Annotated in this window: 19 protein-coding genes; 5 read left to right on the forward strand and 14 right to left on the reverse strand. The window is 59.0% G+C overall.

Translation table 11 applies throughout. The features are described 5' to 3' along the window. Window positions 1-409: 409 nt before the first annotated feature. Both mgtA and ACUTQW_RS13180 read left to right on the forward strand, forming a co-directional pair. Complete coding sequence (gene mgtA, locus ACUTQW_RS13175; protein WP_445654873.1) at window positions 410-3,118, forward strand: magnesium-translocating P-type ATPase; 2,709 nt, start codon at window positions 410-412, stop codon at window positions 3,116-3,118. Between the two features lie 146 nt (window positions 3,119-3,264). Then, a complete protein-coding gene (locus ACUTQW_RS13180; protein WP_064799552.1) occupies window positions 3,265-5,658 on the forward strand; it encodes a beta-N-acetylhexosaminidase in 2,394 nt (797 codons plus the stop codon). Between the two features lie 38 nt (window positions 5,659-5,696). On the opposite strand, the gene ACUTQW_RS13185 is transcribed toward ACUTQW_RS13180, so the two are convergent. The 9 genes from ACUTQW_RS13185 to argF all read right to left on the reverse strand — a co-directional run bounded on the left by ACUTQW_RS13185 (window position 5,697) and on the right by argF (window position 15,118). Further along, a complete protein-coding gene (locus tag ACUTQW_RS13185) occupies window positions 5,697-6,425 on the reverse strand; it encodes a proteasome-type protease (protein WP_004953000.1) in 729 nt (242 codons plus the stop codon). A gap of 96 nt (window positions 6,426-6,521) precedes the next feature. Next, a complete protein-coding gene (locus ACUTQW_RS13190; RefSeq protein WP_004953003.1) occupies window positions 6,522-7,328 on the reverse strand; it encodes a transglutaminase family protein in 807 nt (268 codons plus the stop codon). Next, a complete protein-coding gene (locus ACUTQW_RS13195) occupies window positions 7,325-8,254 on the reverse strand; it encodes an alpha-E domain-containing protein (RefSeq protein WP_006323351.1) in 930 nt (309 codons plus the stop codon). The genes ACUTQW_RS13190 and ACUTQW_RS13195 overlap by 4 nt, the downstream gene beginning before the upstream one ends. Continuing rightward, window positions 8,248-9,684 (reverse strand): circularly permuted type 2 ATP-grasp protein, encoded by a 1,437-nt coding sequence (locus ACUTQW_RS13200; RefSeq protein WP_020438356.1) that lies wholly within the window; start codon window positions 9,682-9,684, stop codon window positions 8,248-8,250. The genes ACUTQW_RS13195 and ACUTQW_RS13200 overlap by 7 nt, the downstream gene beginning before the upstream one ends. 275 nt (window positions 9,685-9,959) lie before the next feature. Continuing rightward, window positions 9,960-10,346: a 2-iminobutanoate/2-iminopropanoate deaminase gene (gene ridA / locus ACUTQW_RS13205; protein ID WP_004953012.1), complete on the reverse strand. Its 387-nt coding sequence runs from the start codon at window positions 10,344-10,346 to the stop codon at window positions 9,960-9,962. A 222-nt stretch (window positions 10,347-10,568) separates the two neighbouring features. Beyond that, window positions 10,569-11,033: an aspartate carbamoyltransferase regulatory subunit gene (pyrI, locus tag ACUTQW_RS13210; protein ID WP_004953014.1), complete on the reverse strand. Its 465-nt coding sequence runs from the start codon at window positions 11,031-11,033 to the stop codon at window positions 10,569-10,571. 12 nt (window positions 11,034-11,045) lie between these two features. Beyond that, complete coding sequence (pyrB, locus tag ACUTQW_RS13215) at window positions 11,046-11,981, reverse strand: aspartate carbamoyltransferase (protein WP_004953017.1); 936 nt, start codon at window positions 11,979-11,981, stop codon at window positions 11,046-11,048. A gap of 288 nt (window positions 11,982-12,269) precedes the next feature. After that, window positions 12,270-13,838 (reverse strand): ABC transporter substrate-binding protein, encoded by a 1,569-nt coding sequence (locus ACUTQW_RS13220; RefSeq protein ID WP_064799551.1) that lies wholly within the window; start codon window positions 13,836-13,838, stop codon window positions 12,270-12,272. Between the two features lie 260 nt (window positions 13,839-14,098). Then, window positions 14,099-15,118, reverse strand: coding sequence for an ornithine carbamoyltransferase (gene argF, locus ACUTQW_RS13225; protein ID WP_004953024.1), 1,020 nt, complete (start codon window positions 15,116-15,118; stop codon window positions 14,099-14,101). Window positions 15,119-15,281: 163 nt separating this feature from the next. On the opposite strand from argF, the gene rraB reads away from it, so the two are divergent. Beyond that, window positions 15,282-15,710: a ribonuclease E inhibitor RraB gene (gene rraB, locus ACUTQW_RS13230; RefSeq protein WP_006323358.1), complete on the forward strand. Its 429-nt coding sequence runs from the start codon at window positions 15,282-15,284 to the stop codon at window positions 15,708-15,710. Window positions 15,711-15,872: 162 nt separating this feature from the next. Beyond that, window positions 15,873-16,637: a tRNA isopentenyl-2-thiomethyl-A-37 hydroxylase MiaE gene (gene miaE, locus ACUTQW_RS13235; protein WP_020438359.1), complete on the forward strand. Its 765-nt coding sequence runs from the start codon at window positions 15,873-15,875 to the stop codon at window positions 16,635-16,637. A gap of 18 nt (window positions 16,638-16,655) precedes the next feature. Here the strand turns inward: miaE and ACUTQW_RS13240 are convergent, their stop codons facing one another. Next, window positions 16,656-18,263 carry a GMC family oxidoreductase gene (locus ACUTQW_RS13240; RefSeq protein ID WP_006323359.1) on the reverse strand — a complete coding sequence of 536 codons (1,608 nt, stop codon included), beginning with the start codon at window positions 18,261-18,263 and terminating at the stop codon, window positions 16,656-16,658. Window positions 18,264-18,665: 402 nt separating this feature from the next. Here ACUTQW_RS13240 and ACUTQW_RS13245 point away from each other — a divergent pair, with 402 nt between their 5' ends. Continuing rightward, a complete protein-coding gene (locus tag ACUTQW_RS13245; protein WP_037432107.1) occupies window positions 18,666-19,673 on the forward strand; it encodes an acyltransferase family protein in 1,008 nt (335 codons plus the stop codon). Window positions 19,674-19,707: 34 nt separating this feature from the next. Here ACUTQW_RS13245 and ACUTQW_RS13250 read toward each other — a convergent pair whose 3' ends face one another. The 4 genes from ACUTQW_RS13250 to pepA form a co-directional block, all read right to left on the reverse strand. After that, on the reverse strand, window positions 19,708-20,211 hold the full coding sequence (locus tag ACUTQW_RS13250) for a GNAT family N-acetyltransferase (protein ID WP_037432108.1): 504 nt from the start codon (window positions 20,209-20,211) through the stop codon (window positions 19,708-19,710). 203 nt (window positions 20,212-20,414) lie between these two features. Continuing rightward, the gene (locus ACUTQW_RS13255) at window positions 20,415-23,291 is read right to left on the reverse strand and encodes a valine--tRNA ligase (RefSeq protein WP_445654874.1); all 2,877 of its coding nucleotides are present in this window, start codon (window positions 23,289-23,291) and stop codon (window positions 20,415-20,417) included. Between the two features lie 13 nt (window positions 23,292-23,304). Next, the gene (locus tag ACUTQW_RS13260) at window positions 23,305-23,754 is read right to left on the reverse strand and encodes a DNA polymerase III subunit chi (RefSeq protein WP_012005017.1); all 450 of its coding nucleotides are present in this window, start codon (window positions 23,752-23,754) and stop codon (window positions 23,305-23,307) included. 85 nt (window positions 23,755-23,839) lie between these two features. Then, window positions 23,840-25,351, reverse strand: coding sequence for a leucyl aminopeptidase (gene pepA / locus ACUTQW_RS13265; protein WP_062869416.1), 1,512 nt, complete (start codon window positions 25,349-25,351; stop codon window positions 23,840-23,842). Between the last annotated feature and the right edge of the window lie 234 nt (window positions 25,352-25,585).

Consider the following 25,585-nt stretch of genomic DNA (forward strand, 5'->3'; position numbering starts at 1 on the left):
CGTTTAGGTTAAAAGGCGTAATCTGGCCGCCTGCGATGAATGCCCGTCAGCATAGCCTATTTTCCAGTATGGATCTTGGCGCAATGCGGGGATCTTCGTACTGCGCTGAACGGCCGCTCTTGTCGTTCGATCTTTTTATTTACCGGAGGTTATTACCCGTATGGATCCCGATCCGACCCCAATAGACACCCATTCGGTGTTCCGGTAAAACCTCTCCGCTTTTGCGCTGCTGTTTTACCGGTGAAGTCAACGGTAACCGGTCGCGCGCGCTCTGTCGTTCGCTCCTGCTGCTTTTAAAAATACAAGAATCTGCCCCGGCAGAGGCTTTTTGGCGTGTCCGAAAGCTTCGCCCGGGCGCGATTGTGCGTTTACCCGCCGCCATGAGGCTGCGGGTGACGAGGTGCGAATAATGAAACTTAAAAATATCCCCCGTCAGCTGCTGGGCCTGCTCAGCCGCAATTTGCCGCGCCGGCTGATTCGGCGCGATCCCCTGCTGGAAGGCGTCAGCGGCGCGGTGCATGAACTGCCCGCAAACATGGCCCAGCAGCGGCTGGAATGCGCCGCCGCCGATGTGACCCAGCTTTACGAGCGTTTCCACAGCCACCCGGAAGGCATTACCGCGCATGAGGCGGAACAGCTGCGCCAGCGCTTTGGCGCCAATGTGATTGATAACCAGCAGGTGGAGTCCTGGTGGCGCCATTTGTGGCACTGCTATCGCAACCCGTTCAACCTGCTGCTGACGGTTCTTGGGCTTATCTCCTACGCCACCGAAGACCTGACCGGCGCACTGGTGATCGGCCTGATGGTGCTGATCTCCACACTGCTGCATTTCATTCAGGAAGCACGTTCCAACAAGGCGGCGGATGCGCTGAAAGCGATGGTCAGCAATACCGCCACGGTTATCCGCAGCGACGCCATCACCGGTAAAAGCGAACACCTTGAATTGCCGATTGCCCAGTTGGTGCCGGGCGACGTCATCAAGCTGGCGGCGGGGGATATGATCCCGGCGGATCTGCGCGTACTGTCGGCCAAGGATCTGTTTATCAGCCAGGCGGCGCTGACCGGCGAATCTCTGCCGGTGGAGAAGATCGCCGAACCGCACGGGGGGGCGGAGGATCCGCTGGAGTGCCGGAACCTGTGCTTTATGGGCACTAACGTGGTGAGCGGCACCGCGCTGGCGATGGTGATCGGCACCGGCGGCGACACCTACTTCGGCCAGTTGGCGCAGCGCGTCACCAGCCAGGATGAACAACCGAACGCCTTCCAGAGCGGCATCAGCAAGGTCAGCTGGTTGCTGATCCGCTTTATGCTGGTGATGACGCCGATCGTGCTGTTGATCAACGGCTACACCAAGGGCGACTGGTGGGAAGCGGCGCTGTTCGCGCTGTCGGTGGCGGTGGGGCTGACGCCGGAAATGCTGCCGATGATCGTGACCACCACCCTGGCCAGAGGGGCGGTGAAGCTGTCGCAACAGAAAGTGATCGTCAAACGCCTGGACGCGATCCAGAACTTTGGCGCCATGGACATTCTGTGCACCGACAAAACCGGCACCCTGACCCAGGATAAAATCGTGCTGGAACGCCACACCGACGTGTTCGGTGCCAACAGCGACCGGGTGCTGCGTTACGCCTGGCTGAACAGCTTCTACCAGACCGGGCTGAAAAACCTGCTCGACGTGGCGGTGCTGAGCTGCGCGGAGCAGAACCGGCAGCCGGATGCGCTGCAGCATTACCGCAAGGTGGACGAGATCCCGTTTGATTTTGAACGCCGCCGCATGTCGGTGGTGGTCGCCAACGACGCGCACTATCACGAGCTGATCTGCAAGGGCGCGTTGGAGGAAATGCTGGCGATTTGCAGCCACGTGCGTCAGGACAATGAAGTGATCCCACTCAGCGATGCATTGCTGGCGCGCATTCGGCGCATTACCGACGATCTTAACCAGCAGGGGCTGCGGGTGGTGGCGGTGGCCAGCAAGATCCTGCCGGCGCAGGCGCATGAATACGGCGTGGCCGATGAATCCGATCTGATCCTCGAAGGCTACGTGGCCTTCCTCGATCCGCCGAAAGAGAGCACCGCACCGGCGCTGGCGGCGCTGAAGAAAAGCGGCGTGACGGTGAAGATCCTCACCGGCGATAACGAGCTGGTGGCGGGCAAGGTCTGCAAAGACGTCGGGCTGGCGGCAGATCACGTGCTGTGCGGCAGTGAAATCGAACGGATGACGGACGAACAACTGGCGCAGGCGGCCGCGCGCACCACGGTGTTTGCCAAACTGACGCCGATGCACAAGGAGCGCATCGTCAAGCTGTTGCGTCAGCAGGGGCACGTGGTCGGCTTTATGGGCGACGGCATCAACGACGCCCCGGCGCTGCGGGCGGCGGATATCGGCATTTCCGTCGATTCGGCGGTGGATATCGCCAAGGAAGCGGCGGACATCATCCTGCTGGAAAAAAGCCTGATGGTGCTGGAGGAGGGGGTGATCGAGGGGCGCCGCACCTTTGCCAACATGCTGAAATACATCAAGATGACCGCCAGTTCCAACTTCGGCAACGTGTTCAGCGTGCTGATCGCCAGCGCTTTCTTGCCATTCCTGCCGATGCTGCCGCTGCATCTGCTGATCCAGAACCTGATGTACGACATTTCTCAGATCGCCATTCCGTTCGACAACGTCGACGACGATCAAATTACCCAACCGCAGCGCTGGAACTCCAGCGATCTGGGGCGGTTTATGGTGTTCTTTGGGCCGATAAGCTCGATCTTTGACGTGCTGACCTTCTGCCTGATGTGGTGGGTCTTCAAGGCCAATACACCGGAAATGCAGACGCTGTTCCAGTCCGGCTGGTTTGTGGAAGGGCTGCTGTCGCAAACGCTGATTGTGCATATGATCCGCACGCGCAAAATTCCGTTTATCCAGAGCCGCCCTTCATGGCCGCTGTGCATCATGACGTTGGCGGTGATTGCCACCGGCATCGGCCTGACCTTCTCGCCGTTGGCCGGTTTCCTGCAACTGCAGGCGCTGCCGCTCGGTTATTTCCCGTGGCTGGTGCTGATCCTGGCCGGTTACATGGTGCTGACCCAGTGCGTGAAAGGCTGGTTCGTGCGCCGCTACGGCTGGCAGTAATCCCTCAAGCCCTCTCTGCGCTGCAAGAGAGGGCCTCTGTGATCCACCCCGGCTTTTCATCTTTGCGGTTGGACATCTGAACTATGCTCAGTCTTTATTGACAGCTTCGCTGTTTTTATTGATTTTTTTCCTTCGAGGAATTTCTGATGCATAGACCGCTCCGTTATACGCTACTGGTTTCATCGTTATTGCTTTCCTTCGGCGCGTTGGCACAACCGGCCGGTTCGCTGCCGCTGATGCCCTGGCCGCAGCAGGTCGAACTGACGCAGCCGGCGGGCAGGCTGGTGCTGGATCACCGCCTCACGCTTAACGTGCAGGGCGACGATCTGGCACCGGCGCAGCTGCGCTGGCGGCAACGCATCGAACTGCAGACCGGTTGGACGTTGGCGCCGCAAACCGCAAAAGCCGAGGGGGCGGCGATTCAGGTGAATATCAAAGACAAAGTGGCCGCTCAGCCGCTGCCCGGCAGCGATGAAAGCTACAAGCTGGCGGTGACGCCGCAGGGCGCCACACTGACCGCCAATACCCGCTTCGGCGCGCTGCGCGGCATGGAAACCCTGTTGCAATTGATGCAGACCGACGGCCAAAACACCTTCTTGCCGCTGGTGACGATTACCGATGTGCCGCGTTTCCCGTGGCGCGGCGTGCTGCTGGATTCGGCGCGCCATTTCTTGCCGCTGCCGGATATCCTGCGCCAGCTCGACGGCATGGCGGCGGCCAAACTCAATGTCTTCCATTGGCATCTGACCGACGACCAAGGCTGGCGCTTTGCCTCTGAGCGCTACCCCAAACTGCAACAGCTGGCCAGCGACGGCCAGTTCTATACCCGCGAACAGATGCAGCAGGTGGTGGCCTACGCCACGGCGCGCGGCATCCGGGTGGTGCCGGAAATCGATCTGCCGGGCCATGCCTCCAGCATCGCCGTGGCCTACCCGGAATTGATGAGCGCACCGGGGCCGTATCCGATGGAGCGCGAATGGGGCGTGCACAAGCCGACGCTCGATCCGACCCGCGACGAGGTTTATCGATTCGTTGACGCTATCATCGGCGAATTGGCGGCGATTTTCCCCGATCCCTACCTGCATATCGGCGGTGACGAGGTCGATGCCAGCCAGTGGAAGGCATCGGCCTCGATTCAGGCGTTTATGCAAAAAAATCAGCTGGCGGATACCCATGCGCTGCAAGCCTACTTCAACCAGAAGCTGGAAAAAATCCTCGAACGGCACCAGCGGCGCATGGTCGGCTGGGATGAGATTTATCACCCGTCGCTGCCGCGTACCATTGTCATCCAGTCCTGGCAGGGGCCGGATTCGCTTGGCGCCAGTGCGCAGGACGGTTACCAGGGCATTCTGTCCACCGGTTTCTACCTCGATCAACCGCAGAGCGCCGCCTATCACTATCGCAACGAAATTTTGCCCCAGCCGCTGGGGGTCGATACCGAAGTGCGGCCCGCCGAGCAGGCGCAGAGCTGGCAGTTCAGCATGCCGCGTCTGAAGGGCAGCGCAGTAGAAGGCAGTTTTACTTTGATCGAAGGCAAGCAGGGCTGGCGCGGTTTTATCGACTTCAACGGCAAATCCCGCCGTGCATTGCACGATATCGTCTGGCGTTCGCCGCAGCAGGTGACCTTCCGCCTCGACAGCTGGATGGGCGAGACGCGCCCGGTATTCAGGCTGCAACAGGACCAACTGAGCGGCTATATGCTGATCGGCAACGTGCGCTACCCGACCAGCGGCAGCAGGCTGGCGGCGATCCCGGCGGGCAAAATGCCGGTGGTGCCGGGGGCGAAGCAGCAGGCCAATATTCTCGGCGGCGAGGAGGCGCTGTGGGCGGAAAACGTCCGTGCGCCGATCCTCGATCTCAAGCTGTGGCCGCGGGCCTTCGCGGTGGCGGAGCGGCTGTGGTCGGCACAGGATGTGACCGATGAAAACAACATGTACCAACGGTTGGCGGCGGTGGATGCCTGGTCAGTGGTGTCGGTGGGCTTGCAGCAGCATGCCGAAACCGCCCGCGAATTCACCCGGCTGGCGAACAGCGTGGAGATCTTGCCGCTGCAAATGCTTGCCGAGGCGGTGGAGCCGGGGCAGTACTACACTCGCCAGCACCTGAAATTCAAGGCCGGCAATTATCATCAGTTCGAACCTTTGAACCGTTTTGCCGACGCGCTGCCGCCGGAAAGCAACGCGGTGCGCGACATGGGGCGACAGGTTGAGGCGCTGCTGAAGGACAAAAACGATCGCGCAGCGGCGCAGGCGATCCGCGAGCGTTTGCAGCGCTGGCAATTGAATACCGCTACGGTGAAAACGACCATCGCCGGTAACCGGGTATTGCAGGATTTGGCCCCGGTGGCGCAGGACGTCGGTGCGCTGTCCACGCTGGGGTTGATGCTGCTGGAGCGCTATCAGCAGGGTAAGCCGTTGAGTAAAACCGAAGCCGGGCAGATACAACAGCAATTGGATGCCGCGGCACAGGTGCGTGACGAAGTGGTGATTGCGGCGGTTTACCCGCTGGAGGCGCTGCTGCGCGCCTGCGCGATCGAATAAAGGGGGGATTTAGGGCTCGGCATGCTGAGCCCTAAAACTTACAACTGCAACGGCGGCAGCTGTTTGAAAATGCTGACCAGCCCTTCGCCCCAGCCTTTGCGAATGGCGCTGAAGTGCGGGTGATCTTCGGTAATGCGGTACTGCTGTTGGCTGCTGAAACTGTCGCGCGGGTAGATCATCACGTCGAGCGGCAGGCCGACCGACAGGTTGCTGCGCAACGTGGAGTCGAGAGAAATCAGCGCGCACTGCATCGCCTGCTCCAGCGGGGTATCGTAATTCAGCACCCGATCGATAATCGGCTTGCCGTATTTGCTTTCGCCAATCTGGAAATAGGGCGTATCCCGGGTGGCTTCGATAAAGTTGCCCTGCGGATAGATATGGAACAGCCGCATCTCTTCGCCGTCAATCTGGCCGCCGAGCAGCAGGCTGCAACTGAAATCGGTGGTGCTGCCGCTCTGTTGGGCTTCGCTGTCGCGCAGGATCACTTCGCGCACCGTTTCGCCCACCAGCGTGGCGGCTTCATACAGGTTGGGCACGTTGAGCAGGTTGGGGCGATCGGCATCCTTGCTGCGGCGCAGCAGCAGGCTGATGATGCTCTGGGTGGTCGCCAGGTTGCCGGCGCTTTGCAGCACCAGCGTGCGCTCACCGTCCTGCTGGAACACGTGCAGCTTGCGGAAGGTGGAGATATGGTCCACTCCGGCATTGGTGCGGGAGTCGGAAGCAAACACCAGCCCGGATGACAAGCGCATGGCCACACAATAGGTCATACCAAAATCCTTCAAACGCGAAATAACACCGTGCTCGATGACGGCACGCCGGAAAAACCCAGCGTGCCGCAAACCGCTGCATTCGGCAAGGGGATGTTATTGCCCCTGAGCCTGGCCGGTCGGCATCATCTGCACCGCGGCCACCGTCTGCATATCTTCGCTGCCGCCGCCGAGCCTGATACCGCGCACCGGGCAGGCATCCAGATAATCGATCCCCACCGCCAGCTTAAGGTGCTGATTCGGCAGGCGGGTGTTGTTGGTGACGTCGAAACTGTGCCAGCGTTCGTCCACCCAGGCTTCCGCCCAGGCGTGGGTGGCGACGTGGGCGGAATCTTCGCTGTAAAGGTAGCCGCTGACGTAGCGCGCCGGAATGTTCAGGCTGCGGCAGCAGGCCAGAAAGACGTGGGTATGATCCTGGCAGACGCCGTTGCCGGAAGCGAACGCCTGGGCGGCGCTGTCGGTCACCTCGGTGGCGCCCGGCGTGTAAGGCATTTTCAGCAACAGATCGCCCATCAGTTTTTCCAGCCCGGCAAGCAGCGTTTCCGGTTGGTAATAGCGCAGCGCGAAGGCCTGGATGGCGCTGTCGGGCTGGGTCAGCGGGCTATGGCGCAGGAACACCAGCGGCGAGAGATGCCCCATCGTCGGGTCTTCTACGCCGTCTTCAATCTCCACCACGCCGTGAGCCTGAATGGTGATCGCCTGATGCGGGTGATCCAGCGTCAGCACGTGCAGCACATTGCCGAAGGCATCGGTGGTGCACACCGCGTCTTCCGGCAGCGTTAACTGCCAGGAGATGATGCGCTGGTGTTGCGAATCCTGCGGCGTCAAACGCAGATACTGGGTGCTGCGCTTCACCTGCTGGGCGTAGGTATAATGGGTATTGTGCTCAATATTCAGTTTCATTGCGCCTCCAGGTAAGTGTGATGGATGCTTTCCGCGATGCCGTTGATCTGCCCGAGGAATAAACCCAGCCAGTCGCTCAGCCCCACCTTGTTCAGATCCTTCATGCTGCTGAAACGCAGTTCGGCGTGCAGCGTGTGCGCCAGCCGGCGCGGTTCATTGGCACTGTTGCCGCCAATCTGCTCCAACTGTTGCACCATATCGCCGACGCAAGCCAGCAGGGAGCGTGGGATTTCGTTACGCAGGATCATCAGTTCGGCAATGGTTTCCCGGCTGAGCTGCTGCTTGTAGATGCTGTGATAGGCTTCGCGTGCGCTGACGGCCCGCAGCAGCGTGTCCATGCGGTAATACTCGCGCACCGGATCGTTGTCGTTATCCAGCAACTCGTTTTTTACCCCCAGCAGGCGTGCGGTGCTGTCTGCCCGCTCCAGCAGGGTGCCGAGGCGGATAAAGCACATCGCGTCGCTGCGCAGCAGGGTGCCGAACATCGCGCCACGAAACAGGTGCGAGCGCTCCTTGACCCAGTCGAAGAAGCCGTCGGCGCCCACCGACCCTATGCCCTGGCGGCGGATCAGCTTCATTTCGATCCAGGTGGCGTTAATGCATTCCCAGACCTCGGAAGACAGGCTGCCGCGCACCGCATGGGCGTTGTTCCAGCCCATTTGCAGACAGCTGTAGATGCTGCTGTGGTTACGGCTGTCGAGCGCAAAAAAGCTCACCAGGTTGGCCATCGTCAAATCGGGATAGGCGGCGGCGTACAGTTGCCCGGTGCCGGTCAGGTTGAGCGGCACCTGCAGATCATGATCTTCGCTGTCGCGGATCGGCATCATCGACAGCTTGTTGGTCACGTCGAGTACCCGAGCGATGCTTTCCGCCCGCTCCAGATAGCGGGCCATCCAATAGAGTTCACTGGCAGTTCGGCTCAGCATGCGTCATCCTCCAACACCCAGGTATCCTTGGTTCCCCCGCCCTGTGACGAGTTGACCACCAGTGAGCCTTGCGCCAGCGCTACGCGCGTCAGGCCGCCGGGCACCAGGCGAATTTCCGCGCCGCTCAGGGCGAACGGCCGCAGATCGATATGACGCGGCGCCAGGCCATCGTTGACAAAGGTCGGGCAGGTCGACAGCGCCAACGTGTTCTGCGCAATGTAGTTATGCGGTTTGGCCAGCAGCAGCGCGCGGAAGTGGGCGATTTCGTCTTTGGTCGCTGCCGGCCCAATCAGCATGCCGTAACCGCCGGCGCCGTGAACCTCTTTCACCACCATTTGTTCCAGGTTCGCCAGCACGTACGACAGCTCATTCTTGTGGCGGCACTGCCAGGTGGGCACATTGTTGAGGATCGGCTCTTCCTGCAGATAGAAGCGCACCATGTCCGGTACGTACGGGTAGATCGACTTGTCGTCGGCCACGCCGGTACCTATGGCGTTCGCCAGCACCACGTTGCCGGCGCGGTAGACGGAAAGCAGCCCCGGCACGCCGAGCATCGAGTCCGGGCGGAACGCCAGCGGATCGAGGAAGGCGTCGTCCACCCGGCGGTAGATCACATCCACCTTGCACGGCCCGGCGGTGGTGCGCATAAACACCGCGCCGTCCTTGACGAACAGATCGGCGCTTTCAACCAGCTCCACGCCCATCTGCTGGGCCAGGAAGCTGTGCTCGAAATAGGCGCTGTTGAAACGGCCCGGCGTCAGCACCACCACGGTGGGATCGTTAATCGGCGAGCTTTCGCGCAGGGTTTGCAGCAGGTGCGACGGGTAGCGCTCCACCGGGGCGATGCGCTGCTGGGCGAACAGTTCCGGGTACAGGCGCATCATCATCTTGCGGTTTTCCAGCATGTAGGACACGCCGGATGGGGTGCGAAGATTGTCCTCCAGCACGTAATACTGGCCGTCGCCGCCGCGCACCATATCCACGCCGACGATGTGCGCGTAAATATTGCGGTGCAGATCGACCCCCTGCATGCAGGGTTGATACTGATCGTTAGCCAGTACCTGTTCTGCCGGAATAATCCCGGCTTTCAGAATATGCTGTTGATGGTAGATATCGTGCAGAAAGGCGTTGAGCGCCTGTACGCGCTGACGAATGCCGCGATCGAGCATCGCCCATTCGGCGGCGGGGATGATGCGCGGCACGCTGTCGAACGGGATCAGCCGTTCGGCGCCGTCATCCTCACCGTAAACATTAAAGGTAATGCCCACCCGGTGAAACAGCAGTGCAGCCTCTTCTCTTTTACGCTGAATAGCCTTTTGGTCGGCCTGTTGCAGCCAATGCCAGTAAGCTTCGTAATGGCCCCGGTGTTTACCCTCAGCCAGAAGCATCTCATCAAAAAACGGTGAAGCGGACAGGTCGATATTTAGCATCGTCACCTCGTTGACATTGCAGGCTGTAACAAGATCGAGCATAAAATGTGCCAAAATGTGAAAGAGGCGAAAACCGGCGTAAAAAGCAGGAAAAAGGCAGGGAAAAGCGCGATTTGGGTGCAGGCGCGACGGGCGTTGCCTTAAAATGGGGCGAAATTGTGGTGCGTTGGGTTAACTATGATCCCTGATAGCGCACCCTAACGGATCGTTGCTTCAGGCGGGACAAATAAAAACGGCCAGCCGATGGCTGACCGTTGGGCGCGGCGGTCGTGGCATTAACGACGAACGGCGATGGCTTCGATCTCGATTTTCACGTCTTTCGGCAGACGGGCCACTTCGACGCAGGAACGGGCCGGGAACGGCGCGTTGTGCTCGGTGAAGAAGCTTTCGTAAGCGGCGTTTACGGTGGCGAAATCGTTCAGATCTTTCACGAACACCGTGGTTTTCACGATGTCGGCGACTTTCAGGCCGGCGGCTTCAACGATCGCTTTAACGTTTTCCAGCGACTGGCGTGCCTGTGCGGAAACGTCGTCGGCCACTGCGCCGGTTTTCGGATCCACCGGGATCTGGCCGGAAGTGATGATCATGCTGCCCAGATCAACGCCCTGCACGTAAGGACCAATGGCTGCCGGGGCGAGTTCAGTGCTGATGTTACGTGACATTTTTTCTCCTGATATACCCTTCGTCTTTCAAACCGCAACGTTGTTGGCTGCGTACGCTCACCCCAGTCACTGACTTGAGTCAGCTCCTGGGGACTCCCGTACTTGCCGCCTGGCTGCGGCTCGAAATCCATTGGGTAGCAACGTGGGTAGATTATCTTCAGGGACTCATTATAGGGAGTGACGAGCGGATTAACAGCGTCGTTCCCGGCAAATGGGTATATTTCAATCCGCCTGCAGCACCACCTGATGGTCGAACTCTTTCTCGCAGTAGCGGCATTTCAGGTGCACCTCGCCGTCGCGGGATTTCACGCCAAAGCTGGACGCCACCGGCTCGCTGCGGCTGATGCAGTTGCCGTTCGGGCAGGTCAGCACGCCGTCGATATGGTCCGGCAGGCTGAGAGTCAGCTTGCGCACCACTTCGTAGTTGTCGATGCGGTTCACCGTGGCTTTCGGCGCGTACATCGCCAGCTGGTTGGCCTGCTGCTCGGTCAGGAAGGTGTTCTCGATTTTGATCAGGTCTTTGCGGCCCAGCTCGTTGGAGGGCAGGTTCAGGCCGATGGTGATGCGCTGGTCGGTGGCGGTCAATTTGAACAGCGTCAGCAGCTTAAAGCCCACCTGCGCCGGAATATGGTCAATCACCGTACCGCACTTGATCGCTTCAACCTGCAGTTTGTTATCGTGAGTCATGACGGTTCCCCCTTAAAGAGCCAAATCTGCGTTTAATACCAGCGCCAGCAGCGCCTGGCGGGCGAAGATGCCGTTGCCTGCCTGCTGGAAGTAGTAGGCGTACGGCGTGGTATCCACGTCGGTGGTGATCTCGTCGATGCGCGGCAGCGGGTGCAGCACTTTGAGATTGGCGCGCGCGCCGGCCAGATCCGCCGCGCGCAGCACGAACTGCGCCTTCACGTTGGCGTATTCCGAAGGATCCAGGCGCTCTTTCTGCACCCGGGTCATGTAGAGAATATCCAGCTCCGGCACCACTTCTTCAATGCTGCTGTGCAGGCTGTACTCGATGCCTTTTTCTTCGAGCATTTTCAGGATGTAAGCCGGCATCGCCAGCGCATCCGGGGCGATAAAGTAGAAGCGGTTGCCTTCGAACTTGGCCAGCGCCTGCGCCAGCGAGTGTACGGTGCGGCCGTATTTCAGGTCGCCGACCATGGCGATATTGATGTTGTTCAGGCGGCCCTGGGTTTCCTGGATGGTGAACAGGTCGAGCAGCGTTTGGGTCGGGTGCTGGTTGGCGCCGTCGCCGGCGTTGAGCACCGGAACACCGCCGGAAAATTCCGTCGCCAGCCGCGCGGCGCCTTCCTGCGGGTGACGCATCACGATGGCGTCTACGTAGGTGCCGATGACCGAGATGGTGTCGGCCAGCGTTTCGCCTTTCTTGCCCAGCGACGTATTGCTGCCGTCGGCAAAGCCGACCACCGAGGCGCCGAGGCGGTGCATCGAGGTTTCGAACGACAGGCGGGTGCGGGTCGAGGCTTCGAAGAAGCAGCTGGCGATCACCTTGTGCTTGAGCAACTCGGGCTGCGGGGTGGCTTTCAGGCTGGCGGCGGTGCGCAGCACCAGCTCCAGATCCTCGCGGCTGAGATCGTTAATAGAGATGATATGTTTGTGATACAGCGGGTTGGCCATTTTTCACTCTCCTCGACTCGTGCCCGTGGCGCGGGGCTTTTTAAGGCAAAAAAAAGCCCCTCAACGAGGGGCTTGAAACGATCGGTTTAGCAACAGGAGAAACAACGGCAGTTGGCCGCCGATTGGCGGTCGGTTTTGTCGGTTGCGGCTAACAAAACACATGGCGTTTTTCATGCTTTCTCCTGGCAAATTGTCGCGCATTATACTCGCGCTTTTCGCCACTGCAAGCGCTAAAACGCCGATTTTTGCCGCTTCGCAATCGATTGGCCGGCGATGGCCGCTTGCCGGTTATTTGCTGACGCGATCGTAGTAGACCATGTCGGCGTTCAGGCCCTGCTGGTAGCCTTTGACGTTCTCGCGCAGCACCACTTCGGTTTTGGCCTGATCGATAAACACATACGGCGAACTGCGTTGCAGCTCCTGTTGCATGGCGGTGTACAGCGCGGTGCGTTTGGCCGGATCGGCTTCGGCTACCGCCGCCAGCGTCTGTTTGCTCAACTGCGGGATCTGCCAGCCGTTGAGGCCCGCGACCGTGCTGGTTTTGCCGTCGTTATAGGCGAAGGCGCTGGCATTGGAATGCGCATCAAAATAATCCGGGATCCACAGGCGGATCGCCGCCTGGTGCTGTTTGGCGCGTACCCGCGAATACACCTGGCTGCCGGCGGCCGGCAACAGATCCAGCTTCACGCCACCCTGGGCAAAACTGGCCTGCAACGCCTGGGCGATGGTGATAAACGGTGGCTTGTTCTCCACGTCCAGCGTCAGGGTGGCGTTGGTGATGCCGGCCTTGGCCAGGATCGCCTTGGCCTTGGCCGGATCGAAGCTGAACGGGTTGTCTTCCAGCGCGCCCGGCAGCCCGACCGGCAGGAAGCTCTGATGCACAAAATACTGGCCTTTCAGCAGATCCTTGGTAATGCCCTGATAATCGATCAGATAGCGCGCCGCCTCCCAGAAGGCCGGATTTTTCAGCAGCGGATTGGCGGCGTTGCCGGTGTTGAACACTAAATAGTTCTGCTCGGCGGACGGAATTTCCAACACCTTCACGCCCGGTTGATTTTTTAATGCCAGGGTCTGGTCCGGGCCAAGCTCTCGCGCCACATCGGCGTCGCCCTGCTGGATCAGCAGGCGGCGGGTGGCCGGGTCCGGCACGCTTTTAATGATGATGCTGTGCAGCAAGGGTTTGCTGCCCGGCGAGGTTGGATTGGCGTCCAGCACGATCGCCTGATGCGGCTGGTAGACGCGCATTTTGAACGGCCCGCTGCCGGCGGAGTGCATTTTCAGCCAGGCGTTGCCGTAGTCGCCGTCTTTGGCGTTCGGCTGCACCGCCTTGCTGTCGACGATCGAGGCGATCGGCGTGGAGAGAATATTCAGCGCCACCGCCGGGCTGACGTCTGCCGTCCAGCTCAGTTGCAGGCTGTGCTCGTCGATTTTCTTCAGGTGCGCATCAATGTTGTCCGGCAGCCAGCCGAGCACGTTGAGGATAAACGCCGGCGATTTGTTCATTTTCACCGCGCGGCTGTAGGAGAAAATCACGTCGTCGGCGGTCAGCGGGTTGCCGGAGGCGAACGTCGCCTGCGGGCGCAGTTTGACGGTCAGGGTTTTTGCCGCCGCATCGCCCTGCCAGCTTTCCGCCAGCACCGGCACCACTTTCGCCGGATCATCGCGATCCGCCTGCACCAGCCGCTGATACAGGCTGGGCACGGTCTGGATGCTGGACAGCTCGTTGGCTTCCGCCGGATCCAGGCTGACGATATCGTCCAGCGATTGCACCACCACCAGCGTGTTGGCCGGGGTGGCGGCGAGCGCAGAGGTGGACAGGGCGGCAAGCATTAACAGCGGCAGGACTTTGGCTTTCATCGGTGCGTATCCCCTGAAGGCACTGCACGGCAGTGCTGAGAAGTAGTTGTTATCGTTAGTTTTCACGGCAGTTTTGCCGTTAGTCTGCCACGGTAGAACCTTTGCCCAAGGCTGGCAAAGGTCAATCGGCTATTTGATATGACAAGAATATATTAGGCGCGCCGGCCGGGGGGGCCAGAGCGGGGAAGGGGGGTGGGGCACGCAAGCCGGCAGACCTGCGCGCCCCATTGCCTGTGCGTGACGCGCCCCGGCAATATGCTTTAAATCGTTTCGCTCAACGTGGCGACCATCACCGCCTTGATGGTATGCAGGCGGTTTTCGGCCTGATCGAACACCACGCTGTGCGCGGATTCGAACACTTCATCGGTGACTTCCATGCCGCCTTGCAGCCCGTATTGTTCCGCCATCTGTTTGCCGAGGGTGGTTTGGTCGTCGTGAAACGCCGGCAGGCAATGCAGGAATTTGACGTTCGGGTTACCGGTCAGTTTCACCATCGCCATATTGACCTGATAGGGTTTCAGCAGCGCGATCCGCTCCTGCCAGGTTTCTTTCGGTTCGCCCATCGACACCCACACGTCGGTGTACAGGAAATCCGCGTCTTTCACCCCTTCGGCAATGTCTTCGGTCAGGGTGATCTTGGCGCCGGTCTGTTGCGCCAGCGCCTGACACTCGGCCACCAGCTCCGGCTGCGGCCAACAGGCTTTCGGCGCCACCAGGCGCAGATCCATGCCCGCCAACGCGGCCGCTTCCAGCAAGGTGTTGCCCATGTTGTTGCGCGTGTCGCCGAGGTAAGCGAATTTCACCTCGCTCAAGGGTTTGCCCGGCAGCTGTTCCTGCACGGTGAGCAGGTCCGCCAGCAACTGGGTGGGGTGGAATTCATTGGTCAGCCCGTTCCATACCGGCACGCCGGCGTGGGTGGCCAGGGTTTCCACCAGATGCTGGCCGTAACCGCGGTATTGAATACCGTCATACATCCGGCCCAACACGCGGGCGGTGTCTTTCATCGATTCTTTATGGCCGATCTGGCTGCCGCTGGGGCCGAGATAGGTGACCTGGGCGCCCTGATCGAAAGCGGCAACTTCGAAAGAGCAACGGGTGCGTGTCGAGTCTTTTTCGAAGATGAGCGCGATGTTCTTGCCCTGCAGACGCCGCGTTTCCTTACCCTGCTTTTTGGCCTGCTTCAATTCGGCCGAAAGCCGCAGCAGCGCCAGCAGCTCTGTCGGCGTGAAATCCATTAATCTCAGAAAGTGACGTTTGTAGAACGGGTTCATCGTACTCATTTCCGCATGTCCTGATCGTTTTAATTGAATTAAAATTCACTTTATATGTATGAATATTCAATTTCAACCCCGAAGCAGAAATCTTTCACGTTTATCGTGGCAGCTATGGCGGCGGTGTGTGAAAATAGAAGGAATACAGGCCATTTGACTTGAGGATATAGGCATGGCAAACCGCGAACAGCTGGAAGAACAACGTGAAGAGACCCGCCTGATCATCGAAGAACTGCTGGAAGACGGCAGCGATCCGGATGCGCTCTACACCATCGAACACCACCTCTCTGCTGAAAAGTTTGAAGTGCTGGAGCAGGCTGCTGTCGAAGCCTTCAAGCTGGGCTACGAAGTGACCGACGCCGAAGAACTGGAAGTGGAAGACGGCACGCTGGTCATGTGCTGCGACGTGATCAGCGAAGTCGGCCTGAATGCCGAACTGATCGACACTCAGGTAGAGCAGTTGTTGGCGCTGGCGGAACGTTGCGGCGTTAACTACGACGGTTGGGGCACCTACTATGAAGATCCGAACGGTGAAGACGGTGAGGATGATGAAGAAGACGGTGAATTGATCGACGAAGATGACGACGGCAAACGCCACTGATTAATGCTGTGGGCCGGCGCAAGCCGGCCTCTCCCGTCGTCTTTCAAGCCGCAGCGTTGTTGTCTGCACTCACTCACCCCAGTCACTTACTGAAGTAAGCGCCTGGGGATGAGCGAGCTGGTTGCCTAGCTGCAACTTGAAAGCCATAGGGCTATTAAGCTGATGAAATACCAATCCCTGTTATCCCCGATTTTAAACTTCCTGCACTGCGAAACGCCCGATGGCTGGATCGACGCTGCGCGGCGTCCGGAAAACCTGCCGCTGTTGCTGACCGACCATATGGTGTGCGAGCTGAAAGCGGCGCAGACCGGCATGTGGCTGATTCGCCGCTACGTGGCGGACAAAGAGAGCGGCGATGCCTTGCTGGCGCTGCTCAGGCCCTACGAGGCTTTTCTGCATGAAGCGCAGGGCGAGCCGGAAGCGCTGTTCCGCCAGGGCCAGTTCACCAGGAAAATCTTGCCGAAAAACGGTTCGGCCTACGGGCAGGATCTGGCGGACAAGATGGTGCTGCTGATCAAAGAAGAGCTGCACCATTTCTCGCAGGTGCTGGAAATCATGCAGGCGCGGCGCATTCCCTACAAGAAAATCACCGCCAGCCGCTATGCCAAAGGCATGATCCGCGAGGTTCGCACCCACGATCCGGCCACGCTGATCGATAAGCTGATCTGCGGCGCCTATATCGAAGCACGCTCCTGCGAACGCTTCGCCCGGTTGGCGCCGCATCTGGACGACGAGTTAAACCGTTTCTACGTCTCGCTGCTGCGCTCCGAGGCACGGCATTATCAGGATTACCTGACGCTGGCCGAGCAGATTGCCGGCGGCGACATCAGCGAGCGGGTGGCTCACTTCGGCCGCATTGAAGCTGAGCTGATCCTGTCGCCGGACAGCGAGCTGCGTTTCCACAGCGGCGTGCCCGCCGCCGTCTGACTGCCGGGCGCCCGGTTTTCACGTCGGCGCGCCCAGCAGCAAATCCACCGCTTTTTCCGCCAGCATGATGGTCGGTGCATTGGTGTTGCCGCTGGTCACCTGCGGCATCACCGAGCAATCGATCACCCGCAGCCGTTCAAAGCCGTGTACCCGCAGTTGCAGATCGGTCACCGAGTCCTGCGGCGATTGGCCCATGCGGCAGCTGCCTACCGGGTGATACACCGTTTTGCAGAAGTTACGCACGAACTCCTCCAGTTGCGCCTCATCGTTCAGCCATGCCGGCTGCGGCATCAGCAGATCTTTGACGATCGGCTTGAGGGCGGCGGTTTGCAGGAAGCGCAGGCCGAACTTCACCGCGCGCACGCTGCCGGCCAGATCTTCCGGGTGGCCGAGATAATTGGCGTGCAGCTTGACCGGATCGCGCGGATCGCGGCTGCGCAGCAGCACTTCGCCGCGCGCCTTCGGTTGCAGGTAGCCGACCTTCAGCGTGAAACCGTGAATATTCGGCAGCGGCTCGCCGGGCACGTCGTCCCAGCTGTCCAGCAGCGGCAGAAAGTGGATCTGCACGTCCGGCCGGCCGTCGCCCAGGCTGTCGGAGAAGGCGGCGCCTTCCAGCACGTTGGAGGTGAGCACGCCGCTGCGGAACGCCAGCCATTCGGTGCCGTGGCGCAGCGCCTGCAGGCCGCGATCGGCGCCGAACAGGCTGACCCGCTCGCGGGTGCTGACGTTGATCGACATATGCAGGTGATCGTGAAAGTTTTTGCCCACCGGCAAGTCCGCGCGCGGCTCGATCCCCAGTTGTTGCAGGTGTTCGCGCGGCCCAATGCCGGATAACATCAGGATCTTCGGCGAGCCTACCGCGCCGGCGCTGAGGATCACTTCTTTTGCGGCCTGCGCGGTGACTTCGCCGCCGCCGTTCTGGCTATACACCACGCCGGTGGCCATGTTGCCGTCGAACAGCACCCGATGCACCAGCGCGTTCAGTTTCACCACCAGCCGTTGCTCGTTACGCACCGCTTTCAGATAGGTGCGGGCGGTACTGGCGCGTTCGCCGTTGTGGGTGGTGGTCTGATAAAAGCCCACGCCGTGCTGGCTGTCGCCGTTGAAATCGTTGCGGTAAGGCAGGCCCAGTTCCTGGCCGGCGCGGATAAACGCCATGCTGAGCGGGTGGCGGTAGCGGTTCTCGCTGACCGGCAGCAGCCCTTCGCCGCCGTGATAAGCGTCGGACAGGCTCTCGTTGGCCTCGGCGCGTTTGAAGTAGGGCAGCACGTCCTGATAGCCCCAGCCGACGCAGCCGTAACGTTCGGCCCATTCGTCGTAATCCTGCCGCTGGCCACGAATGTAGATCATGCCGTTGACCGAACTGCTGCCGCCCAACACTTTGCCCTGGGCAATTTGCATGCGGCGGTTGTTGGCGTGCGGTTCCGGTTCGGTTTCATACGGCCAGCTTTTTTTGGCGATGATCTTCGCCACGCCGGCCGGCATCTTGATGAACAGGTTATTGTCGTCGCCGCCGGCTTCCAGCAGCAGCACCCGCGCCTGGGTGCGGCGGATTAACTGCGCGGCCAGTACGCAACCGGCGGAGCCTGCGCCGACAATGATGTAATCAAAAGCGTTTTCCGACATGACTGTTCCCCGTGCGAATGCGGCATAAGCCTGTCAGGGCAGAGTATCGCAAGGCGGCAAGAGGTCAATTTGCAATCGTTAATTTGTTAATGAATATCACAAAAAATATGATTTTTTGACTTTTGTTTTTTGTTATTTCTTTGATTTTATTGTTTTTATATAAGTAAATTAAAACATGACCATGTTAATGATTTTGAGTGCGTCGCTTCTGGCAGGGTTTTGGGGCCGTGGGATAGCAAAAAACGGTAACGAGCCTGGGAGAAACGCGTTAATAAAATCGCTGCGTCTTTGTTTTTTACCGAGAAATTAAATATGGGATTAATCTGATTAGAAAGAAAGTGTCAGGGAAGTGGGGCTGCTATATGATGACGACACTTGTTAGCGGATAATATATTAAGAAATATGGAAATTTCAATTAATAAGTCTAATTATTTAAAAGGGATTGCCATCATTCTGATGTTGATCCACCACTTGTTTGCCTATCCAAGTCGAATTAGCCCTGATATTCCGGTGTATTATATCGTTAGCGGGATAAATATTGAGATGTATCTTGGCCTGTTCGGCAAGATTTGCGTGTCGATGTTCCTGTTCTTGTCCGGTTACGGTTTTTCACTTAAAAAAGAAATTTCTTTTAAATATATCTGGGGCAAGCTGAAGAATTTATATATCAGCTACTGGATAGTGTTGTTTATCTTTGTGCCGATCGGCATTATTTTCTTTCCGGGTGAAAGATATTCCCTTTCGCCGTCGCTGTTTATCGAAAACCTGATTGGCCTCAAATCCACCTACAACAGCGAGTGGTGGTTCTTCAAACTTTATGTTCTGTATGTGCTCTCGCTGCCGCTGCTGTCGAAACTGAATACGACGACCTTGCTGGGGCTGCTGTTTGCGGCGGCGCTGTGCGGCAGGGGATTGCAGTATTTCCCTTGGGCACCGCAGATGCTTATCGAGTATTGCACCTGGCTGCTGCCTTTTGGTTTTGGCATGGTGTTTGGCCGTACCCAACAGGCCCCGGCGGGCTCGTGGCCGGCGAAGCTGATAGCCACGCTGGGGCGCACCCATCCGTTGATCTTGCTGGTGGTAACCGTGGCGGTGTTTATCGTTGCCCATAATCCGGGGCTGCTGCTGGTGACGCCGCTGTTTATTATCGCGATGATGAAAACCGCCGACGCGCTGGGCAGCAGGGTGAACAAGGTGGTGGTTGAGCTGGGCAAACATTCGATGTACATGTGGCTGACCCACAGCTTCTACTGCTATTACTTCACCCAGAAACTGATTTTTGCGCCGCGCTATACGCCGCTGGTACTGCTGCTGTTGATCCTGGTGTCGTACCTCACCAGCCTGGTACTGAGCCGGATTGAGTGGGCGATCAAGGGGGGAATGAGGGGAAAAGTGCGGGCTTCTGAGTAGGGCCACTGCATGCGGCCCCTGTTCAGAAGTCTGATTAAAGCGTTTTCAGCATGGTAACTTCGCAGTCGACGTGGCCGGTGGTGCCCATGGCGCAGTCGATGTGTTCGAAGCCCAGATGCTCATACAGCCCGATGGCCTGCGTCAGACTGGCGGTGGTTTCTAAATAACAACAGCGGAAGCCCTGTTGACGGGCAAACTCCAGGGCTTCTAACGCCAGGCGTTTCGCCAGGCCCTTGCCGCGCAAAACCGGCAGAAAATACATTTTCTGTAATTCGCAAATATCGTCTTCACCGCCCTGCAGCGGGGCAATGCCGCCGCCGCCGGCAATCTGACCGTCGACTTCTATCACCCAATAAGCGCTGCGCGGCAGGCTGTAGAGCTGATACAAGACGTCCAGATTGGGGTCGGAAACGGTATAGCCTTTATCCGCCGTCAAACCGTGCTCGGCGGAGACTTCGCGAATGACGTTAGCAATAGCGGCATTGTCGTCAGCCGTTATTGGGCGCACCAGAAGACGCACTGGGGTTGCTGTTGTCATGTTTACACTCGCCATAGAAGGGGTCATTACAACCCCGGAATTTCATTTTTATCGCAGCACAAAAGGCGCCGGGTTTATTCCCTGGCGGCGTCCATGCGGCATTAATACCTTGTAATAACATCTTAACCGGGCCGGATGCAACGGCGATAAAAAAACAGCGGGGATCTCCCCGCTGTTTTCAGCTGTTGCAGCGAATCGACAGATTACAGCGCGGCGATGCTCGCCTGCTGCTCTTGCAGTTTCACTTTGCCTTCTTTGCAGGCCGCCAGACGCTCACGCTCTTTGGCGACCACCGCTTCCGGTGCGCGCGCCACAAAGCCTTCGTTCGACAGCTTGCCTTCGATCGAGGCGATTTCCGCATCCAGCTTGCCCATCTCTTTCGACAGACGCGCGATTTCAGCGTCTTTATCGATAAAGCCGGCCATAGGGATCAGCAGCTCGGCACCGTCTACCAGTTTGGTGACTGATAACGGGCCTTTGTCACCCGCTGGCAGCAGGGCGATAGACGCCAGGCGCGCCAGACGTTCGATAAAGCTCTGGTTCTCCTGCACGCGGCGCTGGGCGTCGGCGTTGCAGTTACGCAGCAGCACGTCCAGCTGTTTGCTTGGGGCGATATTCATCTCGGCGCGGATGTTACGCACCGCGGTGATCGCCTGTTTGATCCACTCCAGGTCGTTCAGTGCCTGCGTGTCTTCCAGCGCGGCGTCGTACTCTGGGAACGGCTGCAGCATGATGGTGTCTGCGGTTTCGCCGGTCAGGGTTTTCACGCGCTGCCAGATGGTTTCGGTAATGAACGGGATCACCGGGTGCGCCAGGCGCAGCAGGGCTTCCAGCACGGTGATCAGCGTGTGGCGGGTGCCGCGCTGTTCCGCTTCGCTGCCGTTGCTCACCACCGGCTTGGTCAGCTCCAGATACCAGTCGCAGAACTGGTTCCAGGTGAATTCATACAGAATGTTGGCGGCCAGATCGAAGCGATAGGTGTCCAGCGCTTCGCGGTAAGCCTTCACCGTGCGGTTGAATTCGGCCAGGATCCAGCGGTCCGCCAGCGACAGCACTTTCTCGCCGCCGTTGAAGCCGCAGTCTTGACCTTCCGCGTTCATCAGCACAAAGCGGCTGGCGTTCCACAGCTTGTTACAGAAGTTGCGGTAGCCTTCCAGGCGTTTCATGTCCCAGTTGATGTCACGGCCGGTAGAGGCCAGCGCCGCCAGGGTGAAGCGCAGGGCGTCGGTGCCGTGCGGTTCGATACCGTTCGGGAACTGCTTCTCGGTGCGCTTGCGGATTTTTTCCGCCAGCTGCGGCTGCATCATGTTGCCGGTACGTTTTTCCAGCAGATCTTCCAGCGAGATGCCGTCAACCATGTCCAGCGGATCGATGACGTTGCCTTTCGACTTGGACATTTTCTGCCCTTCGTCGTCGCGGATCAGGCCAGTCATGTAGACCGTCTTGAACGGAACTTGCGGCTTGCCGTTTTCGTCCTTCATGAAGTGCATGGTCAGCATGATCATGCGCGCAATCCAGAAGAAGATGATGTCGAAGCCGCTGACCATCACGCTGGTCGGGTGGAAGGTTTTCAGCGCGTCGGTCTGCTCTGGCCAGCCCAGGGTAGAGAAGGTCCACAGGCCGGAAGAGAACCAGGTGTCCAGCACGTCTTCGTCCTGGTTCAGCACCACGTCGGCGCCCAGGTTGTTTTCGCTGCGTACTTCTTCTTCGCTGCGGCCAACGTAGACTTTGCCGTTCACGTCGTACCAGGCTGGAATGCGGTGGCCCCACCACAGCTGACGGGAGATGCACCAGTCCTGAATGTCGCGCATCCAGCTGAAGTACATGTTTTCGTACTGCTTCGGCACGAACTGAATTTCGCCTTGCTCAACGGCTTCCACCGCCACTTTCGCCAGCGGCGCAGTGCGCACGTACCATTGGTCGGTCAGCATCGGCTCGATCACCACGCCGCCGCGGTCGCCGTAAGGCACCGTCAGGTCGTGCGGTTTGATCTCTTCCAGTAAACCAAGCTCTTCAAAGGAGGCAACCACCGCTTTACGCGCCGCGAAACGCTCCAGGCCACGGTATTGGGCCGGAATTTCGTTGCAGTAGTCGGTGCAGATTTCGCCGAGCGTGTTGAACACTTCCGCTTCCTGACGGATATCGCCGTCGAAAGTCAGGATGTTGATCATCGGCAGGCCGTGACGTTTACCGACTTCGTAGTCGTTAAAGTCGTGCGCCGGGGTGATTTTCACGCAGCCGGTGCCTTTTTCCATATCGGCGTGTTCGTCGCCGACGATGCGGATGCGGCGGCCAACCAGCGGCAGAATGATTTCTTTGCCGATAAGGTCTTTGTAGCGCGGATCTTCCGGGTTCACCGCCACGCCGGTATCACCGAGCACGGTTTCCGGACGGGTGGTGGCGACCACCAGATAGTCTTTGCCTTCGGCGGTTTTGGCGCCGTCAGCCAGCGGGTAGCGCAGGTGCCACATCGAGCCTTTGGACTCGCGGTTTTCCACTTCCAGATCGGAGATGGCGGTGCGCAGTTTCGGATCCCAGTTCACCAGACGCTTGCCGCGGTAGATCAGATCTTCTTTGTGCAGGCGGACAAACACTTCGCGTACCGCATTGGACAGGCCTTCGTCCATGGTGAAGCGCTCGCGCTCCCAGTCGACGGAGTTGCCCAGACGGCGCATCTGGCGGGTAATGGTGCCGCCGGATTCCGCTTTCCACTGCCAGATTTTGTCGATGAACGCGTCGCGGCCATAGTCATGGCGGGTTTTGTTTTCTTCTGCGGCGATCTTGCGCTCAACCACCATCTGGGTAGCGATACCGGCGTGGTCGGTACCGGCCTGCCACAGGGTGTTTTTCCCCTGCATGCGCTGGTAGCGGATCATGGTGTCCATGATGGTCTGCTGGAAGGCATGGCCCATGTGCAGGCTGCCGGTGACGTTCGGCGGCGGGATCATGATGCAGAAGCTTTCCTGGCTGGTATCGCCGTTTGGCTTGAAGTAACCCTGGTTTTCCCAGTGATCGTACAGCTTCTGTTCGATCTCTTTCGGGTCGTATGCGGTATCGAGATGACTGTTTGTCTTTTCCATTTTATATCGTTGTTCAGTGAGTTGGCGGCGTTGCCGTGGTCAAATGGAAGCCGACGCTGCGATAGGCTTTATATCGGTCGCGCGCCAACTGTTTCAGGGTGTCTTCGTAAGGGACGAAGTCTACCACTTCATGGAAAGCAGTAGCAAAATCTGCAAACTGCGGCAGCAGGGCGATCAGCAGATCCCGTGGGGAGTTGCCGCGTTTGCCGGGCCAGCACAATTCTACCGGCGCGCCGTAGTGCGGGCCTTCGCCGGCCAGGTTGTGCGGCACGAACTGGTGCGGATCGCGCTGCCACAGCGCTTCGTCCAGCCGCTGGGCCTGTTCCTGGCTCTCGCAGGCGATCAACACCCGCTTGCCGGAACGCCAACGTTCGGCGGCAACGGCGCAGGCCACGGCCTCATGCGCGCTGAGCGCGCCTGCCGGTTCCGCGTGTTCAATAAGATAGAACGTTGCCTGCTTGATCATCTGATTCACCGCTGCCTATAAAAAAATGTAGGGGCACAGCATGCTGTGCCCCTCGGGATTATACCTGAATTACCGCTCAGATTTAATCGTCGCCGTTCAGTCCAGCACGGTTCAACAGGAACTGAGACAGCAAGGCTACCGGACGCCCGGTTGCCCCTTTGGCCTTGCCGGAACGCCAGGCGGTGCCGGCGATGTCCAGGTGCGCCCAGCTGTACTTGCGGGTGAAGCGCGACAGGAAGCAGGCGGCGGTGATGGCACCCCCCGGACGGCCGCCAATGTTCGCCATATCGGCAAAATTGGAGTCCAGCTGCTCGTAGTACTCGTCGGCCATCGGCAAACGCCACGCGCGGTCGCCGGCCTGTTCGGACGCGCCGATCAGTTCGTGCGCCAGCGGGTTGTGGTTCGACATCAGGCCGGTGATGTGGTGGCCCAGCGCGATCACGCAGGCGCCGGTCAGGGTGGCGACGTCAATCACCAGCTCCGGATCGAAACGCTCGACGTAGGTCAGGGTGTCGCACAGCACCAGGCGGCCTTCGGCGTCGGTGTTGAGCACCTCGACGGTCTGGCCGGACATGGTGGTCAGCACGTCGCCCGGACGATAAGCGCTGCCGCCCGGCATGTTTTCACAGCCGGCCAGCACGCCGATCACGTTCAGCGGCAGGTTCAGCTCCGCCACTACGCGCATCACGCCGTACACGGTGGCTGCGCCGCACATGTCGTACTTCATCTCGTCCATGCCTTCGGCAGGTTTGATCGAGATGCCGCCGGAATCGAAGGTCAGCCCTTTGCCCACCAGCACGATCGGCTTAGCGTCCGGGTTCGGGTTGCCCTTATATTCCATCACCGACATCAATGATTCGTTCTGCGAACCATGGCCGACCGCCAGATAGGCGTTCATCCCCAGCTCTTTCATCTGCTGCTCGCCGATGACGCGGGTAACGATGTTGGTGCTGAAGGCGTCCGCCAGTTGGCGAGCCTGGGAGGCCAGGTAACCGGCGTTACAGATGTTCGGCGGCATGTTGCCGAGATCTTTCGCCGCTTTAATGCCGGAAGCCACCGCCAGACCGTGCTGGATAGCGCGTTCGCCGCTGGTCAGCTCGCGGCGGGTCGGCACGTTGAACACCATTTTGCGCAGCGGACGGCGCGGCTCCACTTTATTGCTTTTCAGCTGATCGAAGGTGTAGAGCGTTTCTTTGGCGGTTTCTACCGCCTGGCGCACCTTCCAGTAAGTGTTGCGGCCTTTCACGTGCAGCTCGGTCAGGAAGCAGACCGCTTCCATGGAGCCGGTATCGTTAAGGGTATTGATGGTTTTCTGAATCACCTGTTTGTACTGGCGTTCATCGAGCTCGCGCTCTTTGCCACAGCCGATTAACAGGATGCGTTCGGAGAGAATGTTAGGTACATGGTGCAGCAGTAATGTCTGCCCGACTTTACCTTCCAGTTCGCCACGGCGCAGCAATGCGCTGATATAACCATCACTGATTTTGTCGAGTTGTTCTGCGATAGGGGACAGGCGGCGCGGCTCGAAAACGCCGACTACAATACAGGCACTGCGCTGTTTTTCCGGGCTACCGCTCTTTACACTGAACTCCATGCACTCTCCTGAATCTTAAAGACAAAGGCGGAAGCTACGGCTAGAATGACCCAACTCCGTAATGAACTCCCGCCATTGAGTTAACTAACTATGTTAACCTGAACGGCGTAAATTGCTCTGTTTTGGCGACTATAGGCAAGTTCCTATAGGACACCCAAATGCTAGATGTTGTAATACTATTTTAGCTATGACGGTTGCCATATGATGAGAATAAATGGCGGATTAGCGATGAAA

The organism is Serratia sp. TSA_7 (genome assembly GCF_052692135.1).